The following is a 23,955-nucleotide window of genomic DNA, read 5'->3' as shown; positions in this document are numbered from 1 at the left end:
CCTTTGGTGTGCTGACATGACCAGTTTCTTTTGGGATATTTTTTCCCTGCATGAAGTCCTTTATGTCCTGATCATAATGCCATTAAAAATTCTATGCTATGGCTTCGCTATTTTAGACATTCCCTAACAGCTTTGTCTAAATCCGCCACATAAATTGGGGTAGGATGCCCAGATTTCATTTTCCATACAGTATATCCTCCCTTTGTTGCTTTGCCGCGCAGCTCTGTCTGCTTTCCTTCTGTGATTGACCTGCTCCCCGTTGATTAGTACACCCCGATGTTAGTAATGTCTTCATAAGCCACATGAGGACATCCCCATGAAGAAGCGTTTTTCCGACGAACAGATCATCAGTATTCTCCGCGAAGCCGAAGCTGGGGTACCCGCCCGTGAACTCTGCCGCAAGCATGCCATTTCCGATGCCACGTTTTACACCTGGCGTAAGAAGTATGGCGGTATGGAGGTGCCTGAAGTTAAGCGCCTGAAGTCGCTTGAGGAAGAGAACACCAGACTCAAGAAGCTGCTTGCCGAAGCCATGCTGGATAAAGAGGCGCTTCAGGTGGCTCTTGGGCGAAAGTACTGACGACAGACCAGAAGCGGGAAGCCGTGATGTTGATGTGTGATGTGACCGGTCTGTCGCAACGTCGTGCCTGCAGGCTTACAGGTTTATCCCTGTCGACCTGCCGCTATGAGGCTCACCGTCCGGCTGCTGATGCGCATTTATCAGGGCGCATCACTGAGCTGGCACTGGAGCGCAGGCGTTTTGGCTACCGTCGTATTTGGCAGTTGCTGCGCCGTGAAGGGCTTCATGTTAATCATAAGCGCGTGTACCGGCTTTATCACCTCAGTGGCCTGGGCGTAAAACGCAGAAGACGTCGTAAAGGGCTGGCAACAGAACGTCTGCCGCTGCTCCGTCCGGCGGCGCCCAATCTGACCTGGTCGATGGATTTCGTCATGGACGCACTTTCCACCGGTCGCAGGATCAAGTGTCTTACCTGCGTCGATGATTTCACAAAGGAATGCCTGACGGTCACTGTTGCCTTTGGGATTTCAGGCGTTCAGGTCACGCGTATTCTGGACAGCATTGCACTGTTTCGAGGCTATCCGGCGACGATAAGAACTGACCAGGGGCCGGAGTTCACTTGCCGTGCACTGGATCAATGGGCCTTTGAGCATGGTGTTGAGTTGCGCTTAATCCAGCCGGGCAAGCCAACGCAGAACGGATTTATTGAGAGCTTTAACGGACGATTTCGCGATGAATGTTTGAATGAGCACTGGTTCAGCGATATCGTTCATGCCAGGAAAATTATTAATGACTGGCGGCAGGATTATAACGAATGCCGCCCGCACTCCACGCTGAATTATCAGACACCGTCTGAATTTGCAGCGGGCTGGAGAAAGGGTCATTCTGAGAATGAAGATTCCGACGTTACTAACTGAGTGTTGTATCTAATCGTGGGGGCAGGTCAGCCTGACCGTACTGCTGAATTCAAATCAATGATTAGATTGCCATACCACTGCATCATCTCCCTCCTTCCCTCTAGATACTGAGCATGGTTATACGTTCCACGAATTGAGTTCTTATCGACGTGAGCCAGTTGTAGCTCGATCCAAGCTGAGTTAAATCCCTGCTCATGCAAAATAGTACTCATCGTGTGGCGGAATCCATGCCCCGTAACACGCCCGGCATAGCCGATACGCCTGACCAGCACAGTCAATGCCATATCACTCATCGGTTTCTTTGGATTATTACGTCCTGGGAACAGCAACGTTCCCGCTCCCGTCATGGGTTTAAGCTGATTAAGCAAGTCAATTACCTGGCTTGATAACGGAACCAGATGAGGGCGGCGCATTTTCATGCGCTCTGCTGGCACGTTCCAAACCTTCCGCTCAAAATCAAACTCCTGCCACTCCGCTTGCCTCAATTCCCCAGGCCTTACTCCAGTCAAAATAAGTAATTGCATCGCTATTTTAACAAGTACACTACCTGCGTAGGTGTTCAGAGTTTGAAGAAACTCTGGCAATTCATCCTGGGTCAAAAAAGCATAGTGCTCTTTCTCATGGGGAGCTACTGCGCTGGCTAGATCAGGAGCTGGATTGTACTCAGCCCTGCCAGTCACAACGGCATACTTCCAGACCTCTCCACAACGCTGGCGAACCTTACGGACCTTCTCAGTTGCTCCTCGAACTTCTATCTTTGAAAGAACAGCAAGCAACTCCATCGGTTTGATATCTTTGATTGGCCGGTGACCGATATAAGGGAACACATCCTTTTCAAAGGTTCTCAACATTTCTTCGCGGTAGGAGACAGACCAGCGGTCATAGCGACGCTGATACCACTCCCGCGTGATAGCCTCAAAAGAGTTTTCTGCATCTTGTTGACGACTAAGTTTCTCAATTTTCCGTTCAAGAGAAGGATCGTTGCCAGCCGCTAATGTCCTTTTTGCATCCTCACGCTTATTTCTGGCTTCAGCTAAAGAAACATCGGGGTAAACGCCAATAGCGAGCAGCTTCTCTTTACCTAGCGAACGGTATTTGAGACGCCAGTATCTTTTACCGTTGGGATTAACCAGCAGGTAAAGACCACCACCATCAGCGAGTTTGTAGGGCTTATCTTTAGGTTTTGCAGTTTCAACCTGACGAGCTGTCAGCTTCATTGGGGGTACCTCTCAGCAGGGGGTACAATTATACCCCCATCCATACCCCCACATTGAGCTTGACCCTGGGGGAGTACAATTGAGTTCAATAGACTAATAGAATGCTATAACTGCTGATTTATCAAGGGAAAATTGAGTTTGGTAGACTTCAGAAGACTTGAGTTTGGAGCGGGCGAAGGGAATCGAACCCTCGTATAGAGCTTGGGAAGCTCTCGTTCTACCATTGAACTACGCCCGCATCGAAGTGCGTAAGGGATTATAAACCTTACGCTCTTCTTGGCAAGGGACTTACCCACTGACTGGCGATTAATTCACCGTCAGCATTTTGGTTTACTGCCCTGCGGCGGTAAATAACGCAGCGGATCGATAGCCGTCGCCCGGTAGCGGATTTGGAAATGCAGCCGCACCGTAGTCGCATCCGAGCTGCCCATCGTCGCGATTTTCTGCCCGGCCTTCACGTTTTGACCGTTGTTCACCAGCATGGTGTCATTATGCGCATACGCAGTGATGTAGTCCTCACTGTGCTTAATCATGATGAGATTACCATAGCCCCGCAGCTGATTACCGACGTAAACCACCTTCCCGGCGCCGGCGGCATAAATCGGTGTACCGCGCGCAGCCGAGATATCAATGCCCTTGTTGCCGCCGTCCGCGGTTGAATAAGGCAGGATCACCTTACCGCTGGCAGGCCACTGCCAGCAACGTTGCCCTACCGGAGGCCAGGAAGACTGCGGTACGGACGAAGACGGTCTGGCCGCTGCCGTTTTGGTTGAGGATTTCTTGGTTGTTTTGCCAGAGTTAGAACTGGTTTTCGCGCCACCGCTGACCTTCAGTTTTTGCCCTACTTCAATGGTATAGGGCGGTGAAATATTATTCAGGCGGGCGATCTCTTTCACGCTGGTCCCGGTAGCGCGCGAAATACGGTATAGCGTATCTCCCCGCTTCACGGTATACACGGAGCCGGAATAACTTCCTGTATCAGACGACTTGCTCCCGGAACACCCTGCTAACAGCAGACCGACGCACAGCAACATCACGATACCCAGGCCATTTTTCTTCAGGCGTCCTGCACTCAAAACAATACCTCGCAACATTTTCAGACGCTTTATCATAGCAGCCAGACACCGGATGCCAAATCATATCGCGCAACGAACCGTCGGCTCTGGCATTTCACACCCTCTGTTAATCAATCTGACTTAATTAAGCATATAATATGGGTGCTTAAGATTGATGGTGGACGCTATGCGACAGGAACATGTCATTTTATTGAATGAGCAGGACCAACCCTGCGGAACGCTGGAAAAATATGCGGCGCATACCGCCACAACTCCCCTGCATTCCGCTTTCTCGTGCTGGATATTTAACGAGCAGGGCCAACTGCTGGTCACCCGCCGCTCGCTGCACAAAAAAGCCTGGCCAGGTGTCTGGACCAACTCTGTCTGCGGTCACCCGCAGCTGGGTGAAACCCACGAAGCCGCTATTGTTCGCCGGGCTCGCTTCGAACTGGGTGCAGACATCGACTTGCTCAGCCCCGTATACGCTGACTTTCGTTATCGCGCTACAGACCCGAGTGGAATAGTTGAAAACGAAGTATGCCCGGTTTATGCCGCACATATCGTGAGTCCGCTACAGCTAAACCCAGATGAAGTGATGGATTGCCAGTGGAGCAGTCTTGAGGATGTCTTAAGCGGGATTGACGCGACGCCGTGGGCTTTTAGCCCGTGGATGGTAATGCAGGTTGCAGACAAAGAAGCGCGTGCGCTGTTGCGGAATTACTGCCAACAAATTATTGCCTGATGGCGCTACGCTTATCTGGCCTACATAACGAATCGTAGGCCGGATAAGGCGTCAGCCGCCATCCGGCATTTCACATCTTACTTAACCGGGCGCATCGCCGGGAACAGGATCACGTCGCGGATAGTGTGGCTGTTGGTGAACAGCATAACCATACGGTCGATACCAATGCCCAGACCCGCAGTCGGCGGCAGACCGTGTTCCAGAGCGGTAACGTAGTCTTCGTCATAGAACATTGCTTCGTCATCACCCGCATCTTTAGCGTTAACCTGATCCTGGAAACGCTGCGCCTGATCTTCCGCATCGTTCAGCTCGCTGAAACCGTTACCGATTTCACGCCCGCCGATGAAGAATTCGAAGCGGTCAGTGATTTCCGGGTTTTCGTCATTACGACGCGCCAGCGGAGAAACTTCTGCCGGGTACTCGGTAATGAAGGTCGGTTGAATCAGGTGCGCTTCCGCAACTTCTTCAAAGATCTCGGTCACGATACGGCCCAGACCCCAGCTCTTCTCAACTTTGATGCCGATAGATTCAGCAATCGCTTTTGCAGAATCGAAGTTATCCAGATCGGCCATGTTGGTTTCCGGACGGTATTTCTGAATCGCTTCGCGCATGGTCAGTTTTTCGAACGGCTTACCGAAGTCGAAGACTTCTTCACCGTAAGGCACTTCAGTCGTTCCCAGAACGTTCTGCGCCAGCGTACGGAACAGCGATTCGGTCAGTTCGATCAGATCTTTGTAGTCCGCATAAGCCATGTAGAGTTCCATCATGGTGAACTCTGGGTTATGGCGAACAGAGATGCCTTCGTTACGGAAGTTACGGTTAATTTCGAATACGCGTTCGAAGCCGCCAACCACCAGACGCTTGAGGTACAGTTCCGGCGCGATACGCAGGTACATGTCCAGATCCAACGCGTTATGATGAGTGATAAACGGACGCGCTGCCGCACCGCCTGGGATCACCTGCATCATCGGGGTTTCTACTTCCATAAAGCCACGAGCAACCATGAACTGACGGATGCCAGCCATAATCTGTGAACGCACTTTAAAGGTATTGCGGGATTCATCGTTAGAGATGAGATCCAGGTAACGTTGACGATAGCGCGCTTCCTGATCCTGCAGACCGTGGAATTTGTCCGGCAGCGGGCGCAGCGCTTTGGTCAGCAGACGCAGTTCGGTGCAGTGAATAGACAACTCACCGGTCTTAGTCTTGAACAACTTACCTTTCGCGCCGAGGATATCGCCAAGATCCCATTTTTTGAACTGCTCGTTGTAGACGCCTTCCGGCAGGTCATCGCGAGCTACGTACAGCTGAATACGGCCGCCAACGTCCTGCAGCGTAACGAATGATGCTTTACCCATAATACGACGGGTCATCATACGGCCAGCAACGGATACCTCAATGTTCAGCGCTTCCAGCTCTTCGTTTTCTTTCGCGTCGAAGTCAGCATGCAGTTGGTCTGAGGTATGATCGCGACGGAAATCGTTCGGGAACGGGATCCCCTGCTCACGCAGGCTCGCCAGCTTCTCACGGCGCGTTTTCAGTTCATTGTTAAGGTCGGCTACCGCGTCAGCGCCCTGTACGTGTTGTTCAGACATGTTGGTTCCTCATAACCCTGCTTTCAAACTTGCTTCGATAAATTGATCCAGGCTGCCATCCAGCACCGCCTGCGTGTTACGGGTTTCAACCCCGGTACGCAGATCTTTGATGCGGGAGTCATCAAGGACATAAGAACGAATCTGGCTACCCCAGCCGATATCTGACTTGTTGTCTTCCATCGCCTGTTTCTCGGCATTCTTCTTCTGCATTTCCAGTTCATAAAGCTTCGCTTTCATCTGCTTCATGGCCTGGTCTTTGTTCTTGTGCTGGGAACGGTCGTTCTGACACTGCGTCACAATCCCAGTCGGGATGTGGGTAATACGCACCGCAGATTCCGTACGGTTAACGTGCTGACCACCCGCACCGGAGGCACGGTAAACGTCAATACGCAGATCCGCCGGGTTGATATCGATATCAATATCATCATCAACTTCCGGATAAACAAACGCAGAACTGAACGACGTATGGCGACGTCCGCCGGAGTCGAACGGACTCTTACGAACCAGACGGTGTACGCCGGTTTCAGTACGCAGCCAACCGTACGCATATTCGCCAGCAATTCTGATGGTTACGGATTTAATACCCGCCACTTCACCTTCAGACTCTTCAATAATTTCAGTCTTAAAGCCGCGCGCTTCAGCCCAACGCAGATACATGCGCATCAGCATGCTTGCCCAGTCCTGCGCTTCCGTACCGCCAGAACCTGCCTGAATATCGAGATAGCAATCTGCGCTGTCATATTCACCGGAGAACATACGACGGAATTCCAGCTGGGCCAGCTTATCTTCCAGCGTGTCGAGTTCTGCTACGGCTTCGTTAAAGGTTTCTTCGTCGTCGGCTTCTACAGCCAGTTCCAGCAGGCCGGAGACATCTTCCAGGCCCTGGCTCATCTGATCGAGCGTATCAACGATGGCTTCAAGAGAAGAACGCTCTTTACCCAGCGCCTGCGCGCGTTCGGGTTCGTTCCATACGTCCGGCTGTTCCAGCTCGGCGTTTACTTCTTCCAGACGCTCTTTCTTGGCATCATAGTCAAAGATACCCCCTAAGAACGTCAGAGCGCTCCGTGAGGTCCTGAATGCGGTTATTTACCGGATTAATTTCAAACATTGTCTGATTTCTTTTATTGGACTAGTCAAAATGCGGTGATAAGAGCGGGATTGTAACTAATCCACGCCCTTTTTTATAGCGATTAGTGACGCTAAAGTGGCCAGATATTGTCGATTATAATCTGCAAACTACGGTTGCCGCGAAACTCATTAATATCCAGTTTGTAGGCAAGCTGAACTTCGCGCACGCCGTTGTCCGGCCAGCAGGTGGTATCGACGTTAAACGCAATGCCGTCCAGCAGCGGACCACCGCCTACGGGCTCCACCATTACCTTCAGATGACGCTCACCGACCAGACGCTGCTGGAGCAAACGGAAATGCCCGTCAAACAGCGGTTCCGGGAACATTTGTCCCCACGGTCCGGCATCACGCAGCATTTGTGCGACCTCCATGGTCATCTCCGACGCGTTCAGTGGGCCATCCGACACCACTTCACCTTGCAGTAAGGCGGGATCCAACCACTCGGTTACCAGTTCGCCAAAACGCTGCTGGAAACGCTCAAACTGCGCCTCTTCAAGCGATAAGCCCGCAGCCATGGCGTGACCGCCAAACTTGAGGATCATGCCCGGATAAAGGGTGTCCAGGCGTTCCAGCGCATCGCGCATGTGCAGCCCCTGAATCGAACGCCCGGAGCCTTTAAGAGTACCGTCACCTGCCGGGGCAAACGCTATCACCGGGCGATGGAATCGCTCTTTAATACGCGATGCCAGAATCCCCACAACGCCCTGATGCCACTCGGGATGATACATTGCCAGGCCGCCCGGAAGCGTATCGCTACTGCGTTCCAGCTTTTCACACAGGGTCAGCGCTTCTGCCTGCATACCCTGCTCAATTTCTTTGCGCGTCTGGTTGAGTGCGTCCAGCTCATTGGCCAGCACGCGCGCTTCACCAATGTTGTCGCACAGCAACAGCGCTACGCCAACGGACATATCGTCCAGACGCCCCGCCGCATTCAGCCGTGGCCCGAGGGCAAAACCTAAATCACTGGCTGCCAGCTTTAGGGGGTCGCGATTGGAAATCTCCAGCAGAGCTTTAATACCTGGGCGGCATTTTCCAGCACGGATACGGCTTAAGCCTTGCCACGTCAGAATGCGGTTATTGGCATCCAGCGGGACCACGTCCGCCACCGTGCCAAGCGCAACCAGATCGAGCAAATCCGCCAGGTTCGGCGGTGCAATGCCTCGCTCATCAAACCAGCCTTTATCACGCAGGAAAGTGCGCAGCGCCAGCATCAGATAGAAGGCTACACCAACGCCTGCCAGCGATTTCGACGGGAACTCACAGTCGTGCAGGTTAGGATTGATGATCGCCTCTGCGCCCGGCAGCGTATCCCCTGGCAGGTGGTGATCGGTCACAACGACCGGGATCCCCAACGTTCTGGCATGTTCGACACCCGCGTGAGACGAGATGCCGTTGTCTACGGTGACAATCAGCTGAGCACCACGGGCATGGGCCTGATCAACGACTTCCGGGCTTAAACCATAACCGTCCTCAAAACGATTTGGCACCAGGTAGTCAACGTTACTACAGCCCAACGCGCGCATCGCCAGGATGCTTAGCGCCGTGCTGGTCGCGCCATCGGCATCGAAATCGCCAACAACGATGATGCGAGTTCCCGCACGAAAGGCGTTGTAGAGGATCTCAACCGCCTTTTCGACACCGTTTAAATGCTGCCACGGCAGCATTCCTTTGACGCTACGCTCAAGCTCCTGCGCGCTACGTACACCGCGACTGGCGTATAAACGGCGCAGCAGCGGCGGTAAGTCGGCAGGTAGCTCGGCTGTCTCGTCGGCTTCACGCCGACGAAGTTGTATCTGTTGTTTCACGCGAATTATTTACCGCTGGTCTGTTTTGCATGTGCGTCGAGGAATTCTTTCATCTCTTTCGGGCCCTGATAACCAGGTACGACATAGCCATTGCTCAGCACAATCGCCGGTGTACCGCTGACGCCAAACTGTACGCCCAGCGCATAGTGGTTAGCGATATCCACATCACAGGTCGCCGCTTTCACGCCCTTGCCAGTCATCGCGTCGTCAAAGGCTTTGTTTTTGTCCTTAGCACACCAGATAGACTTCATGTCTTGTTCAGCCTGGCTGTCCAGCCCCTGACGTGGGAAGGCCAGATAACGTACGGTGATCCCCAACGCATTGTAATCTTTCATCTCTTCATGCAGCTTGTGGCAGTAACCACAAGTGATGTCGGTGAAAACGGTAATGACGTGTTTTTCCTGCGGCGCTTTGTAGATGATCATCTCTTTTTCCAGCGCGTTCAGATGCTTCATCAGCAGTTGGTTGGTGACATTCACCGGACTTGCGCCGCTCACGTCGTACATCGGTCCCTGAATAATATGTTTACCGTCTTCAGTTACGTACAGCACGCCGCTATTGGTCAGTACGGTTTTCATGCCCGCAACCGGAGCAGGTTGAATCTCGGTGCTCTGCACACCCAGCTTTGCTAATGACTGACGAATTGCCGCGTCGTCTGCATGTACCATGCCGGAAAACGCCGTCGCCAGCAGGGTGAACATCATAAAACGTTTTTTCATAGCCTATCCTATCCTGTCAGCACTCACGCTCGCGGGTGATGCTGTTGATGTAGTTGCCGCAAGCGCTCCGTTGCGACATGAGTATAAATTTGCGTTGTCGAGAGATCGCTATGCCCCAGTAGCATCTGCACCACGCGCAGGTCTGCGCCATGGTTGAGCAGATGCGTGGCAAACGCGTGCCGCAGGACGTGCGGTGACAGCTTTTCGCTGTCGATTCCCGCCAACACAGCATAGTGTTTGATACGATGCCAGAAGGTCTGACGGGTCATCTGTTGCGCCCGCTGACTAGGAAACAGCACATCAATCGATACGCCGTTGAGCAACCATGGACGCCCGTGCTCCAGATACGTTTCCAGCCAGTACACTGCCTCCTCACCCAACGGGACAAGGCGCTCTTTGTTACCTTTACCGATCACCCGTACCACACCCTGACGCAGGCTGACGTCACTCATCGTCAGTCCTACCAGTTCAGACACGCGCAGGCCTGTTGCATACAGCACTTCCAGCATGGCTTTGTCGCGTAGCTCGAGCGGTTGCTCAATAAGCGGCGCTTGTAGCAGCCGCTCAACCTGCGCTTCGCTGAGATCTTTAGGCAGGCGCTGCGGAAGTTTAGGTGATGCAAGCGAGGCGCTGGGGTCATCTTCGCGATATTTTTCGCGGTACAGATGCTGAAAAAAACGTCGCGTCGCACTGAGCAAACGTGCGGAACTGGTGGCTTTATACCCTCCATCCATCCGCTCAGCCAGCAAGGCTTGCAGATCATCACTTTGCGCGGTCGCAAGCGAAGCGCCGCGGTGATGTAACCATTCCACAAGCATGGTCAGATCGCGACGATACGCACTTAATGTGTTTTCCGCCAGATTTCGTTCCAGCCACAGGGCATCAAGAAACTGCTCGATGCGCGCCAGATCCTGTTCCACTCGCGCCCCTTATTCCACTCTCATTTTTGATGCATTATGCCTCATTGTGCCGTGAATGCGGCGATTCTGTTACACTACCCGCAACGCTACAGCAGAATTGAGATGTTTACGTCATGAACATGGGTCTTTTTTACGGTTCCAGCACCTGCTACACCGAAATGGCAGCAGAAAAAATCCGCGATATCCTGGGTCCCGAACTGGTGACACTGCACAACCTCAAAGACGATTCCCCGACCCTAATGGAGCAATATGACGTGCTCATTTTGGGCATCCCAACCTGGGATTTCGGTGAAATTCAGGAGGACTGGGAAGCGGTCTGGGAGCAACTGGACGACCTCAACCTGGAAGGCAAGATTGTCGCACTTTACGGTATGGGCGATCAGTTGGGATACGGCGAATGGTTCCTGGATGCGTTGGGTATGCTGCACGATAAACTGATCACCAAAGGTGTAAAGTTTGTCGGCTACTGGCCCACCGAAGGCTACGAATTCACCAGCGATAAACCCGTCATTGCTGATGGACAACTGTTTGTTGGCCTGGCGCTGGATGAGACAAACCAGTACGATCTCAGCGATGAACGCATTCAGGCCTGGTGCGAGCAAATTCTTGGGGAAATGGCCGAGCACTGGTCCTGATAACCGATTTGCCGGATGACGGCGTAAATGCGTTATCCGGCCTGCATGACGCACCTAACTGTAGGCCTTCAAGCTGCGCGCCATCAGGCATGTGTCATGCGTTACCCTTGCTTCGCCTTTTGCAGCATCAACCGCCGTAAATCCCGCCACTCTGCATCATCCATACTGTCTGCTGCCAGCCACAAATGTTGACGTTTTCCGGCATCAGATCGCAAGCGTAGCATCATACCTGTTTTAACCATCCAGGGGGCGCTAACGATAGACCACTCTTGCCCTTGCCAGCGCAGACGGCCATCCATCAATAGCCGAATCTCTCCCTGACAGGCGTTGATTCGACGCTGACTGCGAACGCTATCAAACACCACCAGAGAGAGCAAAACCAGCCATAATGGGGTGTAGCTCAATGGCCAGGGCATCAATAAAATAAACACCGCGACCAGCCCATGAATTAGCAGTGAAAGCCACTGCGCGCGCCATGATACGCGTAAATCAGATTGCCACTGGACCACGTTCCCGATTCCGTGTCTGGATAAGTCGCACCATCTGTTCCAGCTGCTCATCAGCTGGTTTCCCATGATTCATCAACCAGTTAAATAAATCTGGATCATCACATTCTAGCAGACGGATAAAGATACGTTTTTCTTCGTCACTTAAGCTGTCATATTCATGTTCGAAAAACGGCATGATCGAGATGTCCAGCTCGCGCATACCGCGGCGGCATGCCCAATGAATACGTGCTTTGTTGTTAATATCCATGTTCTTCTCCCTGTCTCGCGAAAACGAAGTATCCCGCTATTGTAACGTGTTTTTCCCGCTCTTTTTACGGGAATATCAGTAAACTGAAGCTCGCTCGCTAAATAAAACCTTATTAAGCCAAAGGATTCACCAATTTTGGATGTCTCCTCGCAAAGCACAATATATGGCACAAATAGCCTGTTTAAACCGCTTGCAATGGGCCATAGCTCTTTTACCATTAGTCATCATCACTGCGTTAAGCAAATCAGGACATTATTATGGCTTTTACATCTTTTCCTCCTCGCCAGCCTTTTGCGTCAACGCGTTTACCTCTGACGCTAATGACGCTCGATGACTGGGCGCTCGCCACCATCACCGGTGTCGACAGTGAGAAGTATATTCAGGGTCAGGTCACGGCGGATGTCAGCCAGATGACCGAGCATCAGCACCTGTTGGCTGCACATTGTGACGCCAAAGGTAAAATGTGGAGCAACCTGCGTCTGTTCCGCCAGGGTGACGGTTTTGCATGGCTTGAGCGCCGTAGCCTGCGTGATGCGCAGCTCACTGAGCTGAAAAAATACGCGGTCTTCTCGAAGGTGGCGATCGCCCCAGACGACGAGCGCGTCTTGCTGGGCGTAGCGGGATACCAGGCACGTGCAGCGCTGGCCAATCTCTTTAGCGAATTACCGAACAGTGATAAGCAGGTCATTACCGAAGGTGCCTCCACGGTATTGTGGTTCGAACACCCTGCCGAACGTTTTCTGCTGATCGTTGATGCCACCACAGCAGAAACCTTGGTTGAAAAGCTGCGTGGCGAAGCTGAGTTAAATAACAGCCAGCAGTGGCTGGCGCTGGATATCGAAGCGGGTATCCCCGTGATTGATACAGCCAACAGTGCACAGTTTATTCCACAGGCTACCAATCTGCAGGCTCTGGGCGGGATCAGCTTTAAAAAAGGCTGCTACACCGGTCAGGAAATGGTGGCTCGTGCAAAATTCCGCGGAGCCAACAAACGCGCCATGTGGACTCTGGCAGGTGCCGCCAGTCGGGTACCGGAAGCGGGCGAAGACCTTGAATTAAAAATGGGCGAGAACTGGCGCCGTACTGGTACCGTACTTGCTGCAGTACAACTGGCCGATGGTCAGGTACTGGTGCAGGTTGTGATGAATAACGACATGGAGGCCGACAGCGTGTTCCGCGTCCGTGACGACGCAAAAACGCTGCGTATCGTACCGCTGCCATATTCGTTAGACGAAGAGTAATTGGTAGGCCTGATAAGTGCAGCGCCATTAGGCAATTCGGCACAGGCCGCCGAATTGCGGCATTGCCTCGTCCGGCCAACAAAATACAGCCCGGGCGAGGCGTTTACGCCGCCCCCGGGGTTGCACTGAATCTATGCGTGTTGCCCCACGTACAGATAGATCGCCAGGAAGTGGCAAACGCTGCCGCCCAGCACAAAACCGTGCCAGATCGCATGGTTATAAGGAATACGCTTACAGACGTAGAAAATTACGCCCAGCGAATACACCACACCGCCAACAGCCAGCAACGTCACGCCTCCCGCCGCCAACTTCACCGCCAGTTGATACACCACAATCAGCGAAAGCCAGCCCATTGTCAGGTAAGTCACCAGCGACAGAATTTTAAACCGGTGTGCGATGGTCAGTTTGAATAAAATACCGATTAGCGCCAGGCTCCAGATAACAATCATAAGTCCACGTGCCAGCGGCGAATCAAGCCCCACCAGCAGAAATGGCGTGTAGGTCCCGGCAATCAGCAGATAAATCGCGCAGTGGTCGAATTTTTTCAGCCAGACTTTCGCTCTCTGATGGGGGATCGCGTGATACAAGGTTGAGGCGAGGAACAGCAGGATCATGCTGCCGCCGTACAGGCTATAGCTGGTAATCGCCATAGCGCTGGCATTGGTATCCACTGCCTGAACCAGCAACAACACCAGTCCGACAATCCCAAACACCAGCCCGATACCGTGACTGATGCTGTTGGCTATTTCCTCTGCCAGCGAATATCCCTGCGCGATTAATGGCTTCTGAACCATAACTTACTCCCGAGAAACGAACACTATCGTGATTGCTCCTCTAGCGTAACTGAGAATGGTTCCAGTGAACACCTGTTAGCTAAAATAATTACCAGATAAATATTTATCAATAAAAATCATGGTGTTAGTTTTTAAATTTCAGCTAACATGCGTACCATTAAAATCAAAGACATTTAAAATCAATCACATAAAATTGCGTCTGATCCGGGTAAATCTCGGCAATGACATGTTTAAGTTCTTCAAGCGTCATATTTTCCTGCTGGGCATGTTTATCCGTCAGCGTATCCAGCGTGACGGTTGAGGTGCCAACAACCTCAATCGTGCAGAAGTAACCGTCATCTTCGAAGCGCCCAACCCGTAAAATGTCCCCGGCTTTGAAGTGTGATTCAGACTCGTCACGGATAGTGATGGTCTTGCGTCCGGCCAGAATGTCATCCTGGAAACGCTGAAAAAAAGTGATGTCATTTGGCTGCATGTTATTATTCCCTGTAGATGAAGTCTGATGAGTGAGTTTTGCCATTGTGAGTATGTTCTCCCACGCTGCCATCGCCAGTCTCAACAATCTTGAGATGCTGGTCTACAACTATGTCATCAAAAACCGTGACAAAGTCATGTACATGACCATTCGCGAACTGGCCGATGCCGTGGGTGTTTCCACTACCACCGTACTGCGCTTTTGCCGCAAGCTTAAGTGTGAAGGTTACTCAGAATTTCGCGTGCGCTTCAAATTATATTTAGAGCAGAATGAACCGCAACAGGCTAATTTCGGTGCCAGCGAAATTATCAGCTTCTTTAAAGGCGTTAATAATGATGAGTTCGATAACCTGCTCGATCAGGCTGTTGATATTATATTATCTTCCGAACGTATTATATTCGTCGGAGCGGGAACATCCGGAGCCTTAGCCAAATATGGCGCACGTTTTTTCTCAAACGTTGGAAAATTCAGTAATCACATTGATGATCCTTATTTCCCGGTAACGAATGACATGGCCAGAAACGCGCTGGCGATCGTGCTTTCCGTTTCCGGTGAAACAGAAGAGATCCTGCGTTTTGCCAGCCAATTCAGCCTGCATAACTGTAAGGTCCTGTCTGTCACCAGTCATGAACATTCGCGGCTGGCCAAATTGGCTGACTTTAATCTCTCCTGGCACGTTCCACAGACGCGCATTGCCGGGGTATACGATATAACCACACAGATCCCTGTTATTTATATTCTGGAGTCACTCGGCCGCAAGCTGGCGAAAAGAATAGCGTAAAAAAACAATCTGTTTTTTGGATGTAACAAATCACATTAGCGCTATTTTGTTATATCGTGACATTTATCTTTCCTTTGTTAGACTCAAAATCAGATTGTATTAATTTGAGACTGAGCGCAGATGAAAAAACTTACCTTACCAAAAGATTTTTTATGGGGCGGCGCGGTTGCGGCGCACCAGGTTGAAGGCGGCTGGAACAAAGGTGGCAAAGGCCCCAGTATTTGCGATGTACTGACCGGTGGTGCGCACGGCGTTCCGCGAGAAATCACTCAGGAAGTTGTGCCCGGTAAGTACTACCCCAACCACGAAGCCGTCGATTTTTACGGTCATTACAAAGAAGACATTAAGCTGTTTGCCGAGATGGGCTTCAAATGCTTCCGTACCTCAATCGCCTGGACGCGTATCTTCCCCAAAGGGGATGAAAGCCAGCCGAATGAAGAAGGGCTAAAGTTCTACGACGACATGTTCGATGAACTGCTGAAGTACAACATCGAACCGGTCATCACCCTTTCCCACTTTGAAATGCCGCTGCACCTGGTTCAACAATACGGTAGCTGGACCAATCGTAAAGTCGTCGATTTCTTTGTCCGATTTGCTGAAGTCGTTTTTGAGCGCTACAAGCACAAGGTCAAATACTGGATGACCTTTAACGAGATCAACAACCAGCGCAACTGGCGCGCACCGCTGTTTGGTTATTGCTGCTCCGGCGTGGTGTATACCGAGCATGAAAACCCGGAAGAAACCATGTACCAGGTGCTGCATCACCAGTTCGTGGCCAGCGCTCTGGCAGTGAAAGCCGCACGCCGCATCAACCCGGAAATGAAAGTCGGATGCATGCTGGCGATGGTGCCGCTGTACCCGTTCTCCTGTAAGCCTGAAGATGTGATGTTCGCGCAGGAATCGATGCGTGAGCGCTACGTTTTCACCGACGTTCAACTGCGCGGCTACTATCCATCATATGTACTGAACGAGTGGGAACGCCGCGAATTCAACATCCGAATGGAAGCCGGAGATGAGCAAATCCTGCGTGAAGGCACCTGTGACTATCTCGGATTCAGTTACTACATGACCAACGCGGTAAAAGCGGAAGGCGGCAGCGGCGATGCCATTTCTGGTTTTGAGGGCAGCGTACCGAACCCGCACGTAAAAGCGTCCGACTGGGGCTGGCAGATTGATCCGGTCGGTCTGCGTTACGCCTTATGTGAACTGTATGAGCGCTATCAGAAACCGCTATTTATCGTAGAAAACGGATTTGGTGCCTACGACAAAGTGGAAGAAGACGGCAGCATCAACGACGACTATCGCATCGACTATTTGCGCGCCCACGTTGAAGAGATGATGAAAGCGGTAACCTATGATGGCGTAGACCTGATGGGCTACACGCCGTGGGGCTGCATCGACTGTGTCTCGTTCACCACCGGTCAGTACAGCAAACGTTACGGCTTTATCTACGTGAACAAACACGACGACGGCACCGGCGATATGTCGCGTTCACGCAAGAAAAGTTTTAACTGGTACAAAGAGGTGATTGCCAGCAACGGCGAGAAACTTTGATTTTCTGCCGGATGGCGGCGTATACGCCTTATCCAGCCTACAGATTAAATTCCCGTAGGCCGGATAAGCATAGCGCCATCCGGCGATTAAATCCTACTTCCCGCCAGCCAGTTCCAGAAAACTGCCCGTTACGTATGACGCCTTCTCGCTCAGCAGCCAGGTAATCGCCTGCGCGACCTCCTCCGGTTGTCCTCCGCGCTGCATCGGCAACATCGATTTCACGCGATCGACCCTTCCCGGCTCGCCGCCTGAAGCGTGCATTTCAGTGTAGATAAGACCAGGTCGTACGCAGTTTACGCGGATCCCTTGCGCCGCAACCTCCAGAGCAAGGCCGGTGGTGAGTGTGTCCACAGCGCCTTTTGAGGCCGCGTAATCAACATATTCGAATGGCGCACCAAGCCGCGATGCCGCCGAAGAGACATTCACAATCGCCCCGCCTTGCCCTCCGTGTTTGAACGACATGCGCTTTACCGCTTCCCGACAACACAAAAAATAGCCGGTAACATTGGTCGCCAGCACGCGGTTAATTCTTTCGGCGGTTAGGCTTTCCACCGTGCTCTGTTCAAACAAAATCCCGGCATTATTAACTAACGCAGTCAGTGGTTCACCTTCGCGGTCAATAGATTCAAACATTGCCACAACCTGGCTTTCATCGCTGATATCAGCCCGTAGAGCAAACGCCTTTCCCCCGGCAGCGACAATAGTATTCACCACCTCCGTTGCCGCACGGATATTGTGATGAAAGTTAACCGCAACCGTGTAACCCTCTTGCGCTAACTGCAGCGCGGTTGCCCGCCCGATGCCGCGACTGCCGCCAGTAACCAGTGCGATTCCCATGGATACCTCCAGATATGAAAAAGCCGGGAGGCGACTTCGCCTTACCCGGCCTACAAAAGCTTTACTGCGCGGAAAAGTTACTGATATTCGCTCATCGGCACGCAGGAGCAGAACAGGTTACGGTCACCGTAAACATCATCAAGGCGTTTCACGGTCGGCCAGTATTTGTTCGCCACACCAGCCGGGAAGACGGCGATTTCGCGGCTATAACCGTGATTCCACTCCGCGACCAGCTCGTTTTGCGTGTGCGGTGAGTTAACCAGCGGGTTATCTTCCAGTGACCATTCACCGGCTTTCACGCGATCGATTTCAGCGCGGATTGCCAGCATCGCATTGATAAAGCGATCAAGTTCCACTTTGCTTTCAGATTCAGTCGGTTCAACCATCAGGGTACCCGCGACCGGGAATGACATAGTCGGCGCATGGAAACCGTAATCGATCAGACGCTTGGCAATATCCAGTTCGCTGATGCCGGTCTCTTCTTTCAGTGGGCGAATATCGAGAATGCATTCATGCGCCACGCGACCGTCGCGACCGGTATACAGTACCGGATAAGCATCTTTCAGACGGCTGGCAATGTAGTTAGCGTTAAGGATAGCCACCTGGCTTGCCTGCTTCAGACCTTCTGCACCCATCATACGGATGTACATCCAGCTGATCGGCAGAATGGATGCACTACCGAACGGCGCCGCAGAAACTGCGCCCTGACGGGTGAGCATTCCTTCAATCTGCACTACGCTGTGACCCGGTACGAACGGTGCCAGATGTGATTTGACGCCAATCGGTCCCATACCTGGGCCGCCGCCGCCGTGCGGAATGCAGAATGTTTTATGCAGGTTGAGGTGCGAGACATCTGCGCCGATAAAGCCCGGCGTGGTGATCCCAACCTGAGCGTTCATGTTCGCGCCATCGAGGTAAACCTGGCCGCCAAACTGGTGTACAACGTCGCACACTTCACGGATCGTTTCTTCATACACGCCGTGAGTAGACGGATAGGTCACCATGATGCAGGAGAGATTCGCAGCATGTTGTTCTGCTTTTGCTCGCAGATCGTCCAGGTCGATGTTGCCGTTCTTATCACAAGCGACAACCACAACCTGCATCCCCGCCATCTGTGCGGATGCCGGGTTGGTGCCGTGGGCAGAAGCCGGGATCAGACAGATATCGCGGTGGCCTTCGTTACGGCTTTCGTGATAGTGACGAATCGCCAGCAGACCCGCATACTCGCCCTGCGCGCCGGAGTTCGGCTGCATGCAGACGGCGTCATAACCGGTCAGTTTTACCAGCCACTCGGAAAGCTGGCCGATCATCTGGTGATAACCTTCTGCCTGCTCTGGCGGGCAGAACGGGTGAAGTTCAGCGAATTCCGGCCAGGTGATAGGGATCATCTCGGCGGCAGCGTTCAGCTTCATGGTGCAAGAACCCAGCGGGATCATTGCCTGGTTCAGCGCCAGATCTTTGCGCTCCAGCGAGTGCATGTAGCGCATCATTTCGGTTTCGCTGTGATAGCGATTAAACACCGGATGGCTGAGGATCGCATCGTCACGCAGCATGCTGTCCTGAATGGAACGGCTGTCGAACGCCACATCTTTATCCAGCGTATCGATATTCAAACCGTGGCTGTCGCCCAGCAGAACATTGAACAACTGCACCACGTTTTCACGGGTGGTGGTTTCATCGAGCGTAATACCTACCGCGTTATGGATATCGCTACGCAGGTTGATTTCTGCCGCTTCGGCACGCGCCAGAACAGCCGCTTTGTCGGCCACTTCAACACACAGAGTGTCGAAGTAGTGCGCATGGCGCAGCTTCAGCCCTTTCTGCTGCAGACCGGCCGCCAGAATATCAGTCAGGCGGTGGATGCGATTAGCGATACGTTTCAGGCCAACCGGACCATGATAAACGGCATACAGGCTGGCGATGTTGGCCAGCAGAACCTGCGAGGTACAAATGTTGGAGTTCGCTTTCTCACGGCGGATATGCTGCTCGCGAGTCTGCATCGCCATGCGCAGTGCGGTATTGCCCGCCGCATCTTTCGATACGCCGATAATACGGCCTGGCATGGAGCGTTTGAATTCGTCTTTAGCGGCGAAGAATGCCGCGTGTGGGCCGCCGTAACCCATCGGTACGCCGAAGCGTTGCGCAGAGCCGAAAACAATATCCGCGCCCTGTTTGCCCGGCGCAGTCAGCAGTACCAGCGCCATAAAGTCGGCAGCGACACTGACCACAACTTTACGGGATTTCAGCTCGGCAATCAGTTTGCTGTAGTCGTGCACTTCACCGGTAGTGCCAACCTGCTGCAACAGCACGCCAAACACATCCTGGTGATCCAGTGCTTTCGCCGCGTCATCAACAATGACGTCAAAGCCAAAGGTTTCTGCACGGGTGCGAACCACGTCCAGCGTTTGCGGGTGAACATCAGCCGCCACAAAGAAACGGTTGGCATTTTTCAGTTTGCTGACACGTTTGGCCATCGCCATGGCTTCAGCAGCCGCAGTGGCTTCATCCAGCAGAGAAGCAGAAGCCATATCCAGCCCCGTCAGGTCCAGTGTGACCTGTTGGAAGTTCAGCAGAGCTTCCAGACGCCCCTGGGAGACTTCCGGCTGATACGGCGTATATGCGGTGTACCAGCCTGGGTTTTCCAGCATGTTACGCAGAATAACCGGTGGCAACTGCACGGCGGTGTAGCCCATGCCAATGTAGGACGTGAAGCGCTTGTTACGCCCGGCGATGGCTTTTAATTCAGCCAGCGCAGCGTATTCGGTCGCCGCCTCGCCAACCTGTGGCGGGGTTGCGAGCTGAATGTCTTTCGGCACAATCTGGCCGATCAGCGCGTTTAACGACTCGGCGCCAACCGCATTCAGCATCTCTTGCTGCTGCGCGGCGTCCGGTCCGATGTGGCGTTCAATGAAAGCGCCGCTGTTTTCAAGCTGGCTTAACGTCTGTGTCATGGGCGATGGTTCCTGAAACGTGCAGTGAATCGTGATTGTCTCTAACTCAATTGCCCGGTGGCGCTGACGCTTACCGGGCCTACATAAAACCGTAGGCCGGATAAACGCAGTGCCATCCGGCACAATCTTATTCGTCTTCCAGTAATGCCTCGTACGCAGTGGCATCCAACAGCGATTCAATTTCGCTTTCATCGCTGGCTTTGATTTTGAAAATCCAGCCGCCCGCATACGGTTCGCTGTTGACCAGTTCCGGGGAGTCGCTGAGCGCATCGTTAACCGCAACAATCTCACCGCCTACTGGCGCATAGATATCGGATGCCGCTTTTACGGACTCCGCAACGGCGCAATCATCGCCCGCGCTGACGGTGGCGCCAACTTCTGGCAGGTCAACGAAAACCATGTCACCTAACAGCTCCTGAGCGTGTTCGGTGATACCAACGGTGTAAGAGCCGTCAGCTTCTTTGCGCAGCCATTCGTGTTCTTTGCTGTATTTCAGTTCTGCAGGTACGTTGCTCATCAATCAATCTCCAAAAAAGGATGAATTACGCGACGGCTTTGCCGTTACGCACAAAAACAGGTTTAGTCACTTTTACCGGCATTTCACGGTTACGGATCTGTACGATCGCAGTCTCACCGATACCCGCAGGCACGCGCGCCAACGCGATGCTGTAACCCAGGGTTGGGGAGAATGTGCCACTGGTGATAATGCCTTCATGCTGGTTGCCAGAAGCATCGGTGAAACGCACCGGCAGTTCATTACGCAGCACGCCCTTCTCAGTCATCACCAGCCCGACCAGCTGTTCGTGGCCTTTTTCGCGCTGCATTTCCAGTGCTTCACGACCAATAAAGTCGCGGTCGGCAGGTTCCCACGCAATGGTCCAACCCATATTGGCTTCCAGCGGAGAAATCCCTTCGTCCATCTCCTGACCATACAGGTTCATACCCGCTTCCAGACGCAGGGTGTCGCGCGCGCCGAGACCACAAGGTTTGACGCCTGCTTGTACCAGCGCACGCCAGAAATCTGCCGCCTTTTCATTCGGCATGGCAATTTCATAACCTGCTTCGCCGGTATAACCGGTGGTTGCGATAAACAAATCACCCGCCTGAACGCCAAAGAACGGCTTCATACCTTCTACCGCATGGCGCTGTTCGTCAGTAAACAACGTGGCTGCTTTTTCCTGCGCGTTTGGCCCCTGCACCGCAATCAGCGACAGGTCGTCACGAACGGTGATGTCGATGGCGTAAGGTTCAGCGTGTTGGGTAATCCAGGAGAGGTCTTTTTCGCGGGTGGCGGAGTTTACAACGAGGCGGAAGAAATCTTCAGTGAAGTAGTAGACAATCAGGTCATCTATCACGCCGCCCGAAGCATTGAGCATCCCGGAGTAGAGGGCTTTACCCGTCTTCGTTAGCTTCGCGACGTCGTTTGCCAGCAGATAACGCAAGAACTCCCGGGTGCGGCTACCGCGCAGGTCGACGATGGTCATATGCGACACATCAAACATTCCGGCGTCGGTGCGAACAGCATGGTGTTCATCGAGCTGAGAACCGTAATGCAGTGGCATCATCCAGCCATGGAAATCGACCATGCGCGCGCCACATAGCGTGTGTTGTTCGTACAAAGGAGTCTGTTGAGCCATCTTTTCCTCGTTGAATAAGCGGGGCTACCAACTCTTTCGCGGTGAAATTTTCGCCACGAAACCCAGCACCGCAGCCGCTCCAGGGGCTACGACGCAAACGTTCTCTTTGTCCTGAACTTACCACCGAAACAGACGCTAAACCATAAGTCAAAATTAACCATCACATTAGCTTATGGCGAAAAACAGCCAGATCTCCAACAGAATAAAACTCCATACATATAGCAATCAATCAGAACAACAAACAAATATAAGCGCAAAATTACAGCACCAATCCACATTAAATGTGGAAAAAATGTCAAAAATGGCGTTATGAAAAAAACGTAATATTAGAAAAACTAATGCGAAAAAAGGCGTGGAATTAGATTATTTCAAATGAGAGAAGCACCCCGGCGCGAAGGCCGGGAGAGGAAAGTGTGACGGGTCTCAAACTCTTAAGATTGTCCTTACGGACACTAACGTAACCACTCGGGAAGATCGTTCAGTCCCATCGCCTGACGGATGAGTTGTGGTTTTACGCCCGGGAGGGTATCGGCCAGTTTCAGCCCAATATCGCGTAGCAGTTTTTTCGCCGGATTCTCGCCTGCAAACAGTTCACGGAAACCCTGCATCCCCGCCAGCATCAGCGCTGCGCTGTGCTTACGGCTGCGCTCGTAGCGGCGTAAATAGAGATACTGCCCAATATCTTTGCCCTGACGCTGTAGCCGCTTAAGTTCATCGATCAGCTCTGCCGCATCCATAAAGCCAAGGTTAACCCCCTGACCCGCCAGCGGGTGGATGGTATGCGCCGCATCCCCAACCAGCGCCAGACGATGGGCCGCGAACTGGCGAGCATAACGTCCCGTCAGCGGAAACGCCTGACGTTCGCTTTCAAGGCTGCACAGCCCCAGACGATTATCAAAGGCGATATTCAGCGCCTGATTAAACTCGTCAACGCTTGCCTGCTGCATACGTTCTGCTTCCTGCGGCGAGAGCGACCAGACAATAGAACACAGGTGTGGATCGCTGAGTGGCAGGAATGCCAGGATCCCCTCGCCATGAAACGCCTGACGCGCAACCGCACCGTGAGCTTCCTGCGTACGGATAGTCGCCACCAGCGCATGATGACGGTAGTCCCAGAAGGTGAGCGGAATGTCCGCTTTATTGCGCAGCCAGGAATTAGCACCATCGGCACCGACGACCAGACGCGCCGTCAGCATTGCGCCATCTTTGAGGCTCAGAAATGCCTCGTTCTCGCCCCAGGCCACCTGCTGTATTTCAGCTGGCGCCATCAGCGTAATATCCGCTGAACGCTGCGCCTTTTGCCACAACGCATAATGGATTTCTGAGTTTTCAACGATGTGACCCAAATGGCTGTAACCCATGCTCTGGTCATCAAATTCAATGCGTCCAAAGCTGTCTTTGTCCCAGACTTCCATGCCGTGGTAGCAGCAAGCGCGACGAGCAACAATGTCGGACCAGACGCCAAGACGGGTAAGCAGTTTTTCGCTGGCTGCATTAATGGCCGAAACGCGAAGCTGAGGAGGTGCATCCGCCGCCAACGGCTGCGGAACATGTTGTTCTAATACAGCAACGCGCAACCCACTGCCCTGCAGGCCGCAGGCAACCGCCAGCCCCACCATGCCGCCACCAACAATTGCTACATCAACACTTTGCACTGTTTGTACCTCGAAACCTGT

Annotated in this window: 22 protein-coding genes and 1 tRNA gene; 6 read left to right on the top strand and 17 right to left on the bottom strand. The window is 52.8% G+C overall.

Going from position 1 to position 23,955, the window contains the following annotated elements; translation table 11 throughout:
- Positions 1–316: 316 nt before the first annotated feature.
- A protein-coding gene (locus C2U43_RS04655) for an IS3-like element ISSen4 family transposase (protein ID WP_103284746.1) occupies positions 317–1,437 on the top strand; the annotation gives its coding sequence in 2 pieces (ribosomal slippage) (positions 317–575 and positions 575–1,437; 1,122 coding nt in all).
- A 26-nt stretch (positions 1,438–1,463) separates the two neighbouring features.
- Here the strand turns inward: C2U43_RS04655 and C2U43_RS04650 are convergent.
- From C2U43_RS04650 to actS, 3 genes are all read right to left on the bottom strand, one after another.
- Positions 1,464–2,654, bottom strand: coding sequence for a tyrosine-type recombinase/integrase (locus tag C2U43_RS04650; RefSeq protein ID WP_048998164.1), 1,191 nt, complete (start codon positions 2,652–2,654; stop codon positions 1,464–1,466).
- A 164-nt stretch (positions 2,655–2,818) separates the two neighbouring features.
- Positions 2,819–2,892 (bottom strand) — tRNA-Gly (locus tag C2U43_RS04645).
- 79 nt (positions 2,893–2,971) lie between these two features.
- Entirely contained in the window at positions 2,972–3,730 is a 759-nt protein-coding gene (actS, locus tag C2U43_RS04640) for an amidase activator ActS (RefSeq protein WP_103285965.1), read from the bottom strand.
- Positions 3,731–3,896: 166 nt separating this feature from the next.
- Here actS and idi point away from each other — a divergent pair, with 166 nt between their 5' ends.
- The gene (idi, locus tag C2U43_RS04635) at positions 3,897–4,451 is read left to right on the top strand and encodes an isopentenyl-diphosphate Delta-isomerase (protein ID WP_057068486.1); all 555 of its coding nucleotides are present in this window, start codon (positions 3,897–3,899) and stop codon (positions 4,449–4,451) included.
- A 77-nt stretch (positions 4,452–4,528) separates the two neighbouring features.
- Here idi and lysS read toward each other — a convergent pair whose 3' ends face one another.
- From lysS to xerD, 5 genes are all read right to left on the bottom strand, one after another.
- On the bottom strand, positions 4,529–6,046 hold the full coding sequence (gene lysS, locus C2U43_RS04630) for a lysine--tRNA ligase (protein ID WP_003026911.1): 1,518 nt from the start codon (positions 6,044–6,046) through the stop codon (positions 4,529–4,531).
- Between the two features lie 9 nt (positions 6,047–6,055).
- Positions 6,056–7,154 (bottom strand): peptide chain release factor 2 gene (prfB, locus tag C2U43_RS04625; protein ID WP_100194817.1). Its coding sequence is split into 2 segments (ribosomal slippage): positions 6,056–7,078 and positions 7,080–7,154, totalling 1,098 coding nucleotides; the frame shifts between segments, so codons are not numbered across the junction.
- A gap of 91 nt (positions 7,155–7,245) precedes the next feature.
- Positions 7,246–8,979 (bottom strand): single-stranded-DNA-specific exonuclease RecJ, encoded by a 1,734-nt coding sequence (gene recJ, locus C2U43_RS04620; protein ID WP_103284745.1) that lies wholly within the window; start codon positions 8,977–8,979, stop codon positions 7,246–7,248.
- Between the two features lie 5 nt (positions 8,980–8,984).
- On the bottom strand, positions 8,985–9,698 hold the full coding sequence (gene dsbC / locus C2U43_RS04615; RefSeq protein ID WP_003825520.1) for a bifunctional protein-disulfide isomerase/oxidoreductase DsbC: 714 nt from the start codon (positions 9,696–9,698) through the stop codon (positions 8,985–8,987).
- Between the two features lie 23 nt (positions 9,699–9,721).
- Positions 9,722–10,618, bottom strand: coding sequence for a site-specific tyrosine recombinase XerD (gene xerD, locus C2U43_RS04610; RefSeq protein WP_003825519.1), 897 nt, complete (start codon positions 10,616–10,618; stop codon positions 9,722–9,724).
- A gap of 113 nt (positions 10,619–10,731) precedes the next feature.
- Between xerD and fldB the strand changes: the two genes are divergently transcribed.
- Positions 10,732–11,253 (top strand): flavodoxin FldB, encoded by a 522-nt coding sequence (gene fldB, locus C2U43_RS04605; protein WP_003026933.1) that lies wholly within the window; start codon positions 10,732–10,734, stop codon positions 11,251–11,253.
- Between the two features lie 101 nt (positions 11,254–11,354).
- Here the strand turns inward: fldB and C2U43_RS04600 are convergent, their stop codons facing one another.
- Positions 11,355–11,762 carry a protein YgfX gene (locus tag C2U43_RS04600; RefSeq protein WP_003825515.1) on the bottom strand — a complete coding sequence of 136 codons (408 nt, stop codon included), beginning with the start codon at positions 11,760–11,762 and terminating at the stop codon, positions 11,355–11,357.
- Entirely contained in the window at positions 11,743–12,009 is a 267-nt protein-coding gene (gene sdhE, locus C2U43_RS04595) for an FAD assembly factor SdhE (RefSeq protein ID WP_003825514.1), read from the bottom strand. The genes C2U43_RS04600 and sdhE overlap by 20 nt, the downstream gene beginning before the upstream one ends.
- Positions 12,010–12,266: 257 nt before the next feature.
- Here sdhE and ygfZ point away from each other — a divergent pair, with 257 nt between their 5' ends.
- On the top strand, positions 12,267–13,250 hold the full coding sequence (ygfZ, locus tag C2U43_RS04585; RefSeq protein WP_103284744.1) for a tRNA-modifying protein YgfZ: 984 nt from the start codon (positions 12,267–12,269) through the stop codon (positions 13,248–13,250).
- Between the two features lie 131 nt (positions 13,251–13,381).
- Here the strand turns inward: ygfZ and trhA are convergent, their stop codons facing one another.
- Together trhA and yqfB are read right to left on the bottom strand one after the other, a co-directional pair.
- Complete coding sequence (trhA, locus tag C2U43_RS04580; RefSeq protein ID WP_071445549.1) at positions 13,382–14,044, bottom strand: PAQR family membrane homeostasis protein TrhA; 663 nt, start codon at positions 14,042–14,044, stop codon at positions 13,382–13,384.
- 163 nt (positions 14,045–14,207) lie between these two features.
- Complete coding sequence (gene yqfB / locus C2U43_RS04575) at positions 14,208–14,519, bottom strand: N(4)-acetylcytidine aminohydrolase (RefSeq protein ID WP_048225466.1); 312 nt, start codon at positions 14,517–14,519, stop codon at positions 14,208–14,210.
- A gap of 52 nt (positions 14,520–14,571) precedes the next feature.
- Between yqfB and C2U43_RS04570 the strand changes: the two genes are divergently transcribed.
- Positions 14,572–15,300: a MurR/RpiR family transcriptional regulator gene (locus C2U43_RS04570; RefSeq protein WP_008785744.1), complete on the top strand. Its 729-nt coding sequence runs from the start codon at positions 14,572–14,574 to the stop codon at positions 15,298–15,300.
- A 120-nt stretch (positions 15,301–15,420) separates the two neighbouring features.
- The gene (gene bglA / locus C2U43_RS04565; protein WP_103284743.1) at positions 15,421–16,854 is read left to right on the top strand and encodes a 6-phospho-beta-glucosidase BglA; all 1,434 of its coding nucleotides are present in this window, start codon (positions 15,421–15,423) and stop codon (positions 16,852–16,854) included.
- A gap of 93 nt (positions 16,855–16,947) precedes the next feature.
- On the opposite strand, the gene C2U43_RS04560 is transcribed toward bglA, so the two are convergent.
- From C2U43_RS04560 to ubiI, 5 genes are all read right to left on the bottom strand, one after another.
- On the bottom strand, positions 16,948–17,691 hold the full coding sequence (locus tag C2U43_RS04560) for an SDR family oxidoreductase (protein WP_003825501.1): 744 nt from the start codon (positions 17,689–17,691) through the stop codon (positions 16,948–16,950).
- Positions 17,692–17,768: 77 nt separating this feature from the next.
- A complete protein-coding gene (gene gcvP, locus C2U43_RS04555) occupies positions 17,769–20,642 on the bottom strand; it encodes an aminomethyl-transferring glycine dehydrogenase (protein ID WP_103284742.1) in 2,874 nt (957 codons plus the stop codon).
- 127 nt (positions 20,643–20,769) lie between these two features.
- Positions 20,770–21,159, bottom strand: coding sequence for a glycine cleavage system protein GcvH (gene gcvH / locus C2U43_RS04550; RefSeq protein WP_003026965.1), 390 nt, complete (start codon positions 21,157–21,159; stop codon positions 20,770–20,772).
- A gap of 25 nt (positions 21,160–21,184) precedes the next feature.
- Positions 21,185–22,279, bottom strand: coding sequence for a glycine cleavage system aminomethyltransferase GcvT (gene gcvT, locus C2U43_RS04545; RefSeq protein WP_048215585.1), 1,095 nt, complete (start codon positions 22,277–22,279; stop codon positions 21,185–21,187).
- A gap of 452 nt (positions 22,280–22,731) precedes the next feature.
- Positions 22,732–23,934: an FAD-dependent 2-octaprenylphenol hydroxylase gene (gene ubiI / locus C2U43_RS04535; RefSeq protein ID WP_008785748.1), complete on the bottom strand. Its 1,203-nt coding sequence runs from the start codon at positions 23,932–23,934 to the stop codon at positions 22,732–22,734.
- Positions 23,935–23,955: the final 21 nt, after the last annotated feature.

This window comes from Citrobacter freundii complex sp. CFNIH9 (assembly GCF_002903305.1).
GTDB classification, from domain to species: Bacteria; Pseudomonadota; Gammaproteobacteria; order Enterobacterales; family Enterobacteriaceae; genus Citrobacter; species Citrobacter portucalensis.
Note: the sequence above shows the minus strand (reverse complement) of the source record. Positions and strands in the feature narration are given on the sequence as shown.

What these genes read in the sequence shown, in the direction of transcription:
- ygfZ (WP_103284744.1), top strand. Translation starts at nt 12,267, where the DNA reads ATGGCTTTTACATCTTTTCCTCCTCGCCAGCCTTTTGCGTCAACGCGT.
- fldB (WP_003026933.1), top strand. Translation starts at nt 10,732, where the DNA reads ATGAACATGGGTCTTTTTTACGGTTCCAGCACCTGCTACACCGAAATG.
- yqfB (WP_048225466.1), bottom strand. Translation starts at nt 14,519, where the DNA reads ATGCAGCCAAATGACATCACTTTTTTTCAGCGTTTCCAGGATGACATT.
- sdhE (WP_003825514.1), bottom strand. Translation starts at nt 12,009, where the DNA reads ATGGATATTAACAACAAAGCACGTATTCATTGGGCATGCCGCCGCGGT.
- gcvH (WP_003026965.1), bottom strand. Translation starts at nt 21,159, where the DNA reads ATGAGCAACGTACCTGCAGAACTGAAATACAGCAAAGAACACGAATGG.
- trhA (WP_071445549.1), bottom strand. Translation starts at nt 14,044, where the DNA reads ATGGTTCAGAAGCCATTAATCGCGCAGGGATATTCGCTGGCAGAGGAA.
- dsbC (WP_003825520.1), bottom strand. Translation starts at nt 9,698, where the DNA reads ATGAAAAAACGTTTTATGATGTTCACCCTGCTGGCGACGGCGTTTTCC.
- gcvP (WP_103284742.1), bottom strand. Translation starts at nt 20,642, where the DNA reads ATGACACAGACGTTAAGCCAGCTTGAAAACAGCGGCGCTTTCATTGAA.
- gcvT (WP_048215585.1), bottom strand. Translation starts at nt 22,279, where the DNA reads ATGGCTCAACAGACTCCTTTGTACGAACAACACACGCTATGTGGCGCG.
- C2U43_RS04650 (WP_048998164.1), bottom strand. Translation starts at nt 2,654, where the DNA reads ATGAAGCTGACAGCTCGTCAGGTTGAAACTGCAAAACCTAAAGATAAG.
- C2U43_RS04570 (WP_008785744.1), top strand. Translation starts at nt 14,572, where the DNA reads ATGTTCTCCCACGCTGCCATCGCCAGTCTCAACAATCTTGAGATGCTG.
- C2U43_RS04560 (WP_003825501.1), bottom strand. Translation starts at nt 17,691, where the DNA reads ATGGGAATCGCACTGGTTACTGGCGGCAGTCGCGGCATCGGGCGGGCA.
- idi (WP_057068486.1), top strand. Translation starts at nt 3,897, where the DNA reads ATGCGACAGGAACATGTCATTTTATTGAATGAGCAGGACCAACCCTGC.
- lysS (WP_003026911.1), bottom strand. Translation starts at nt 6,046, where the DNA reads ATGTCTGAACAACACGTACAGGGCGCTGACGCGGTAGCCGACCTTAAC.
- bglA (WP_103284743.1), top strand. Translation starts at nt 15,421, where the DNA reads ATGAAAAAACTTACCTTACCAAAAGATTTTTTATGGGGCGGCGCGGTT.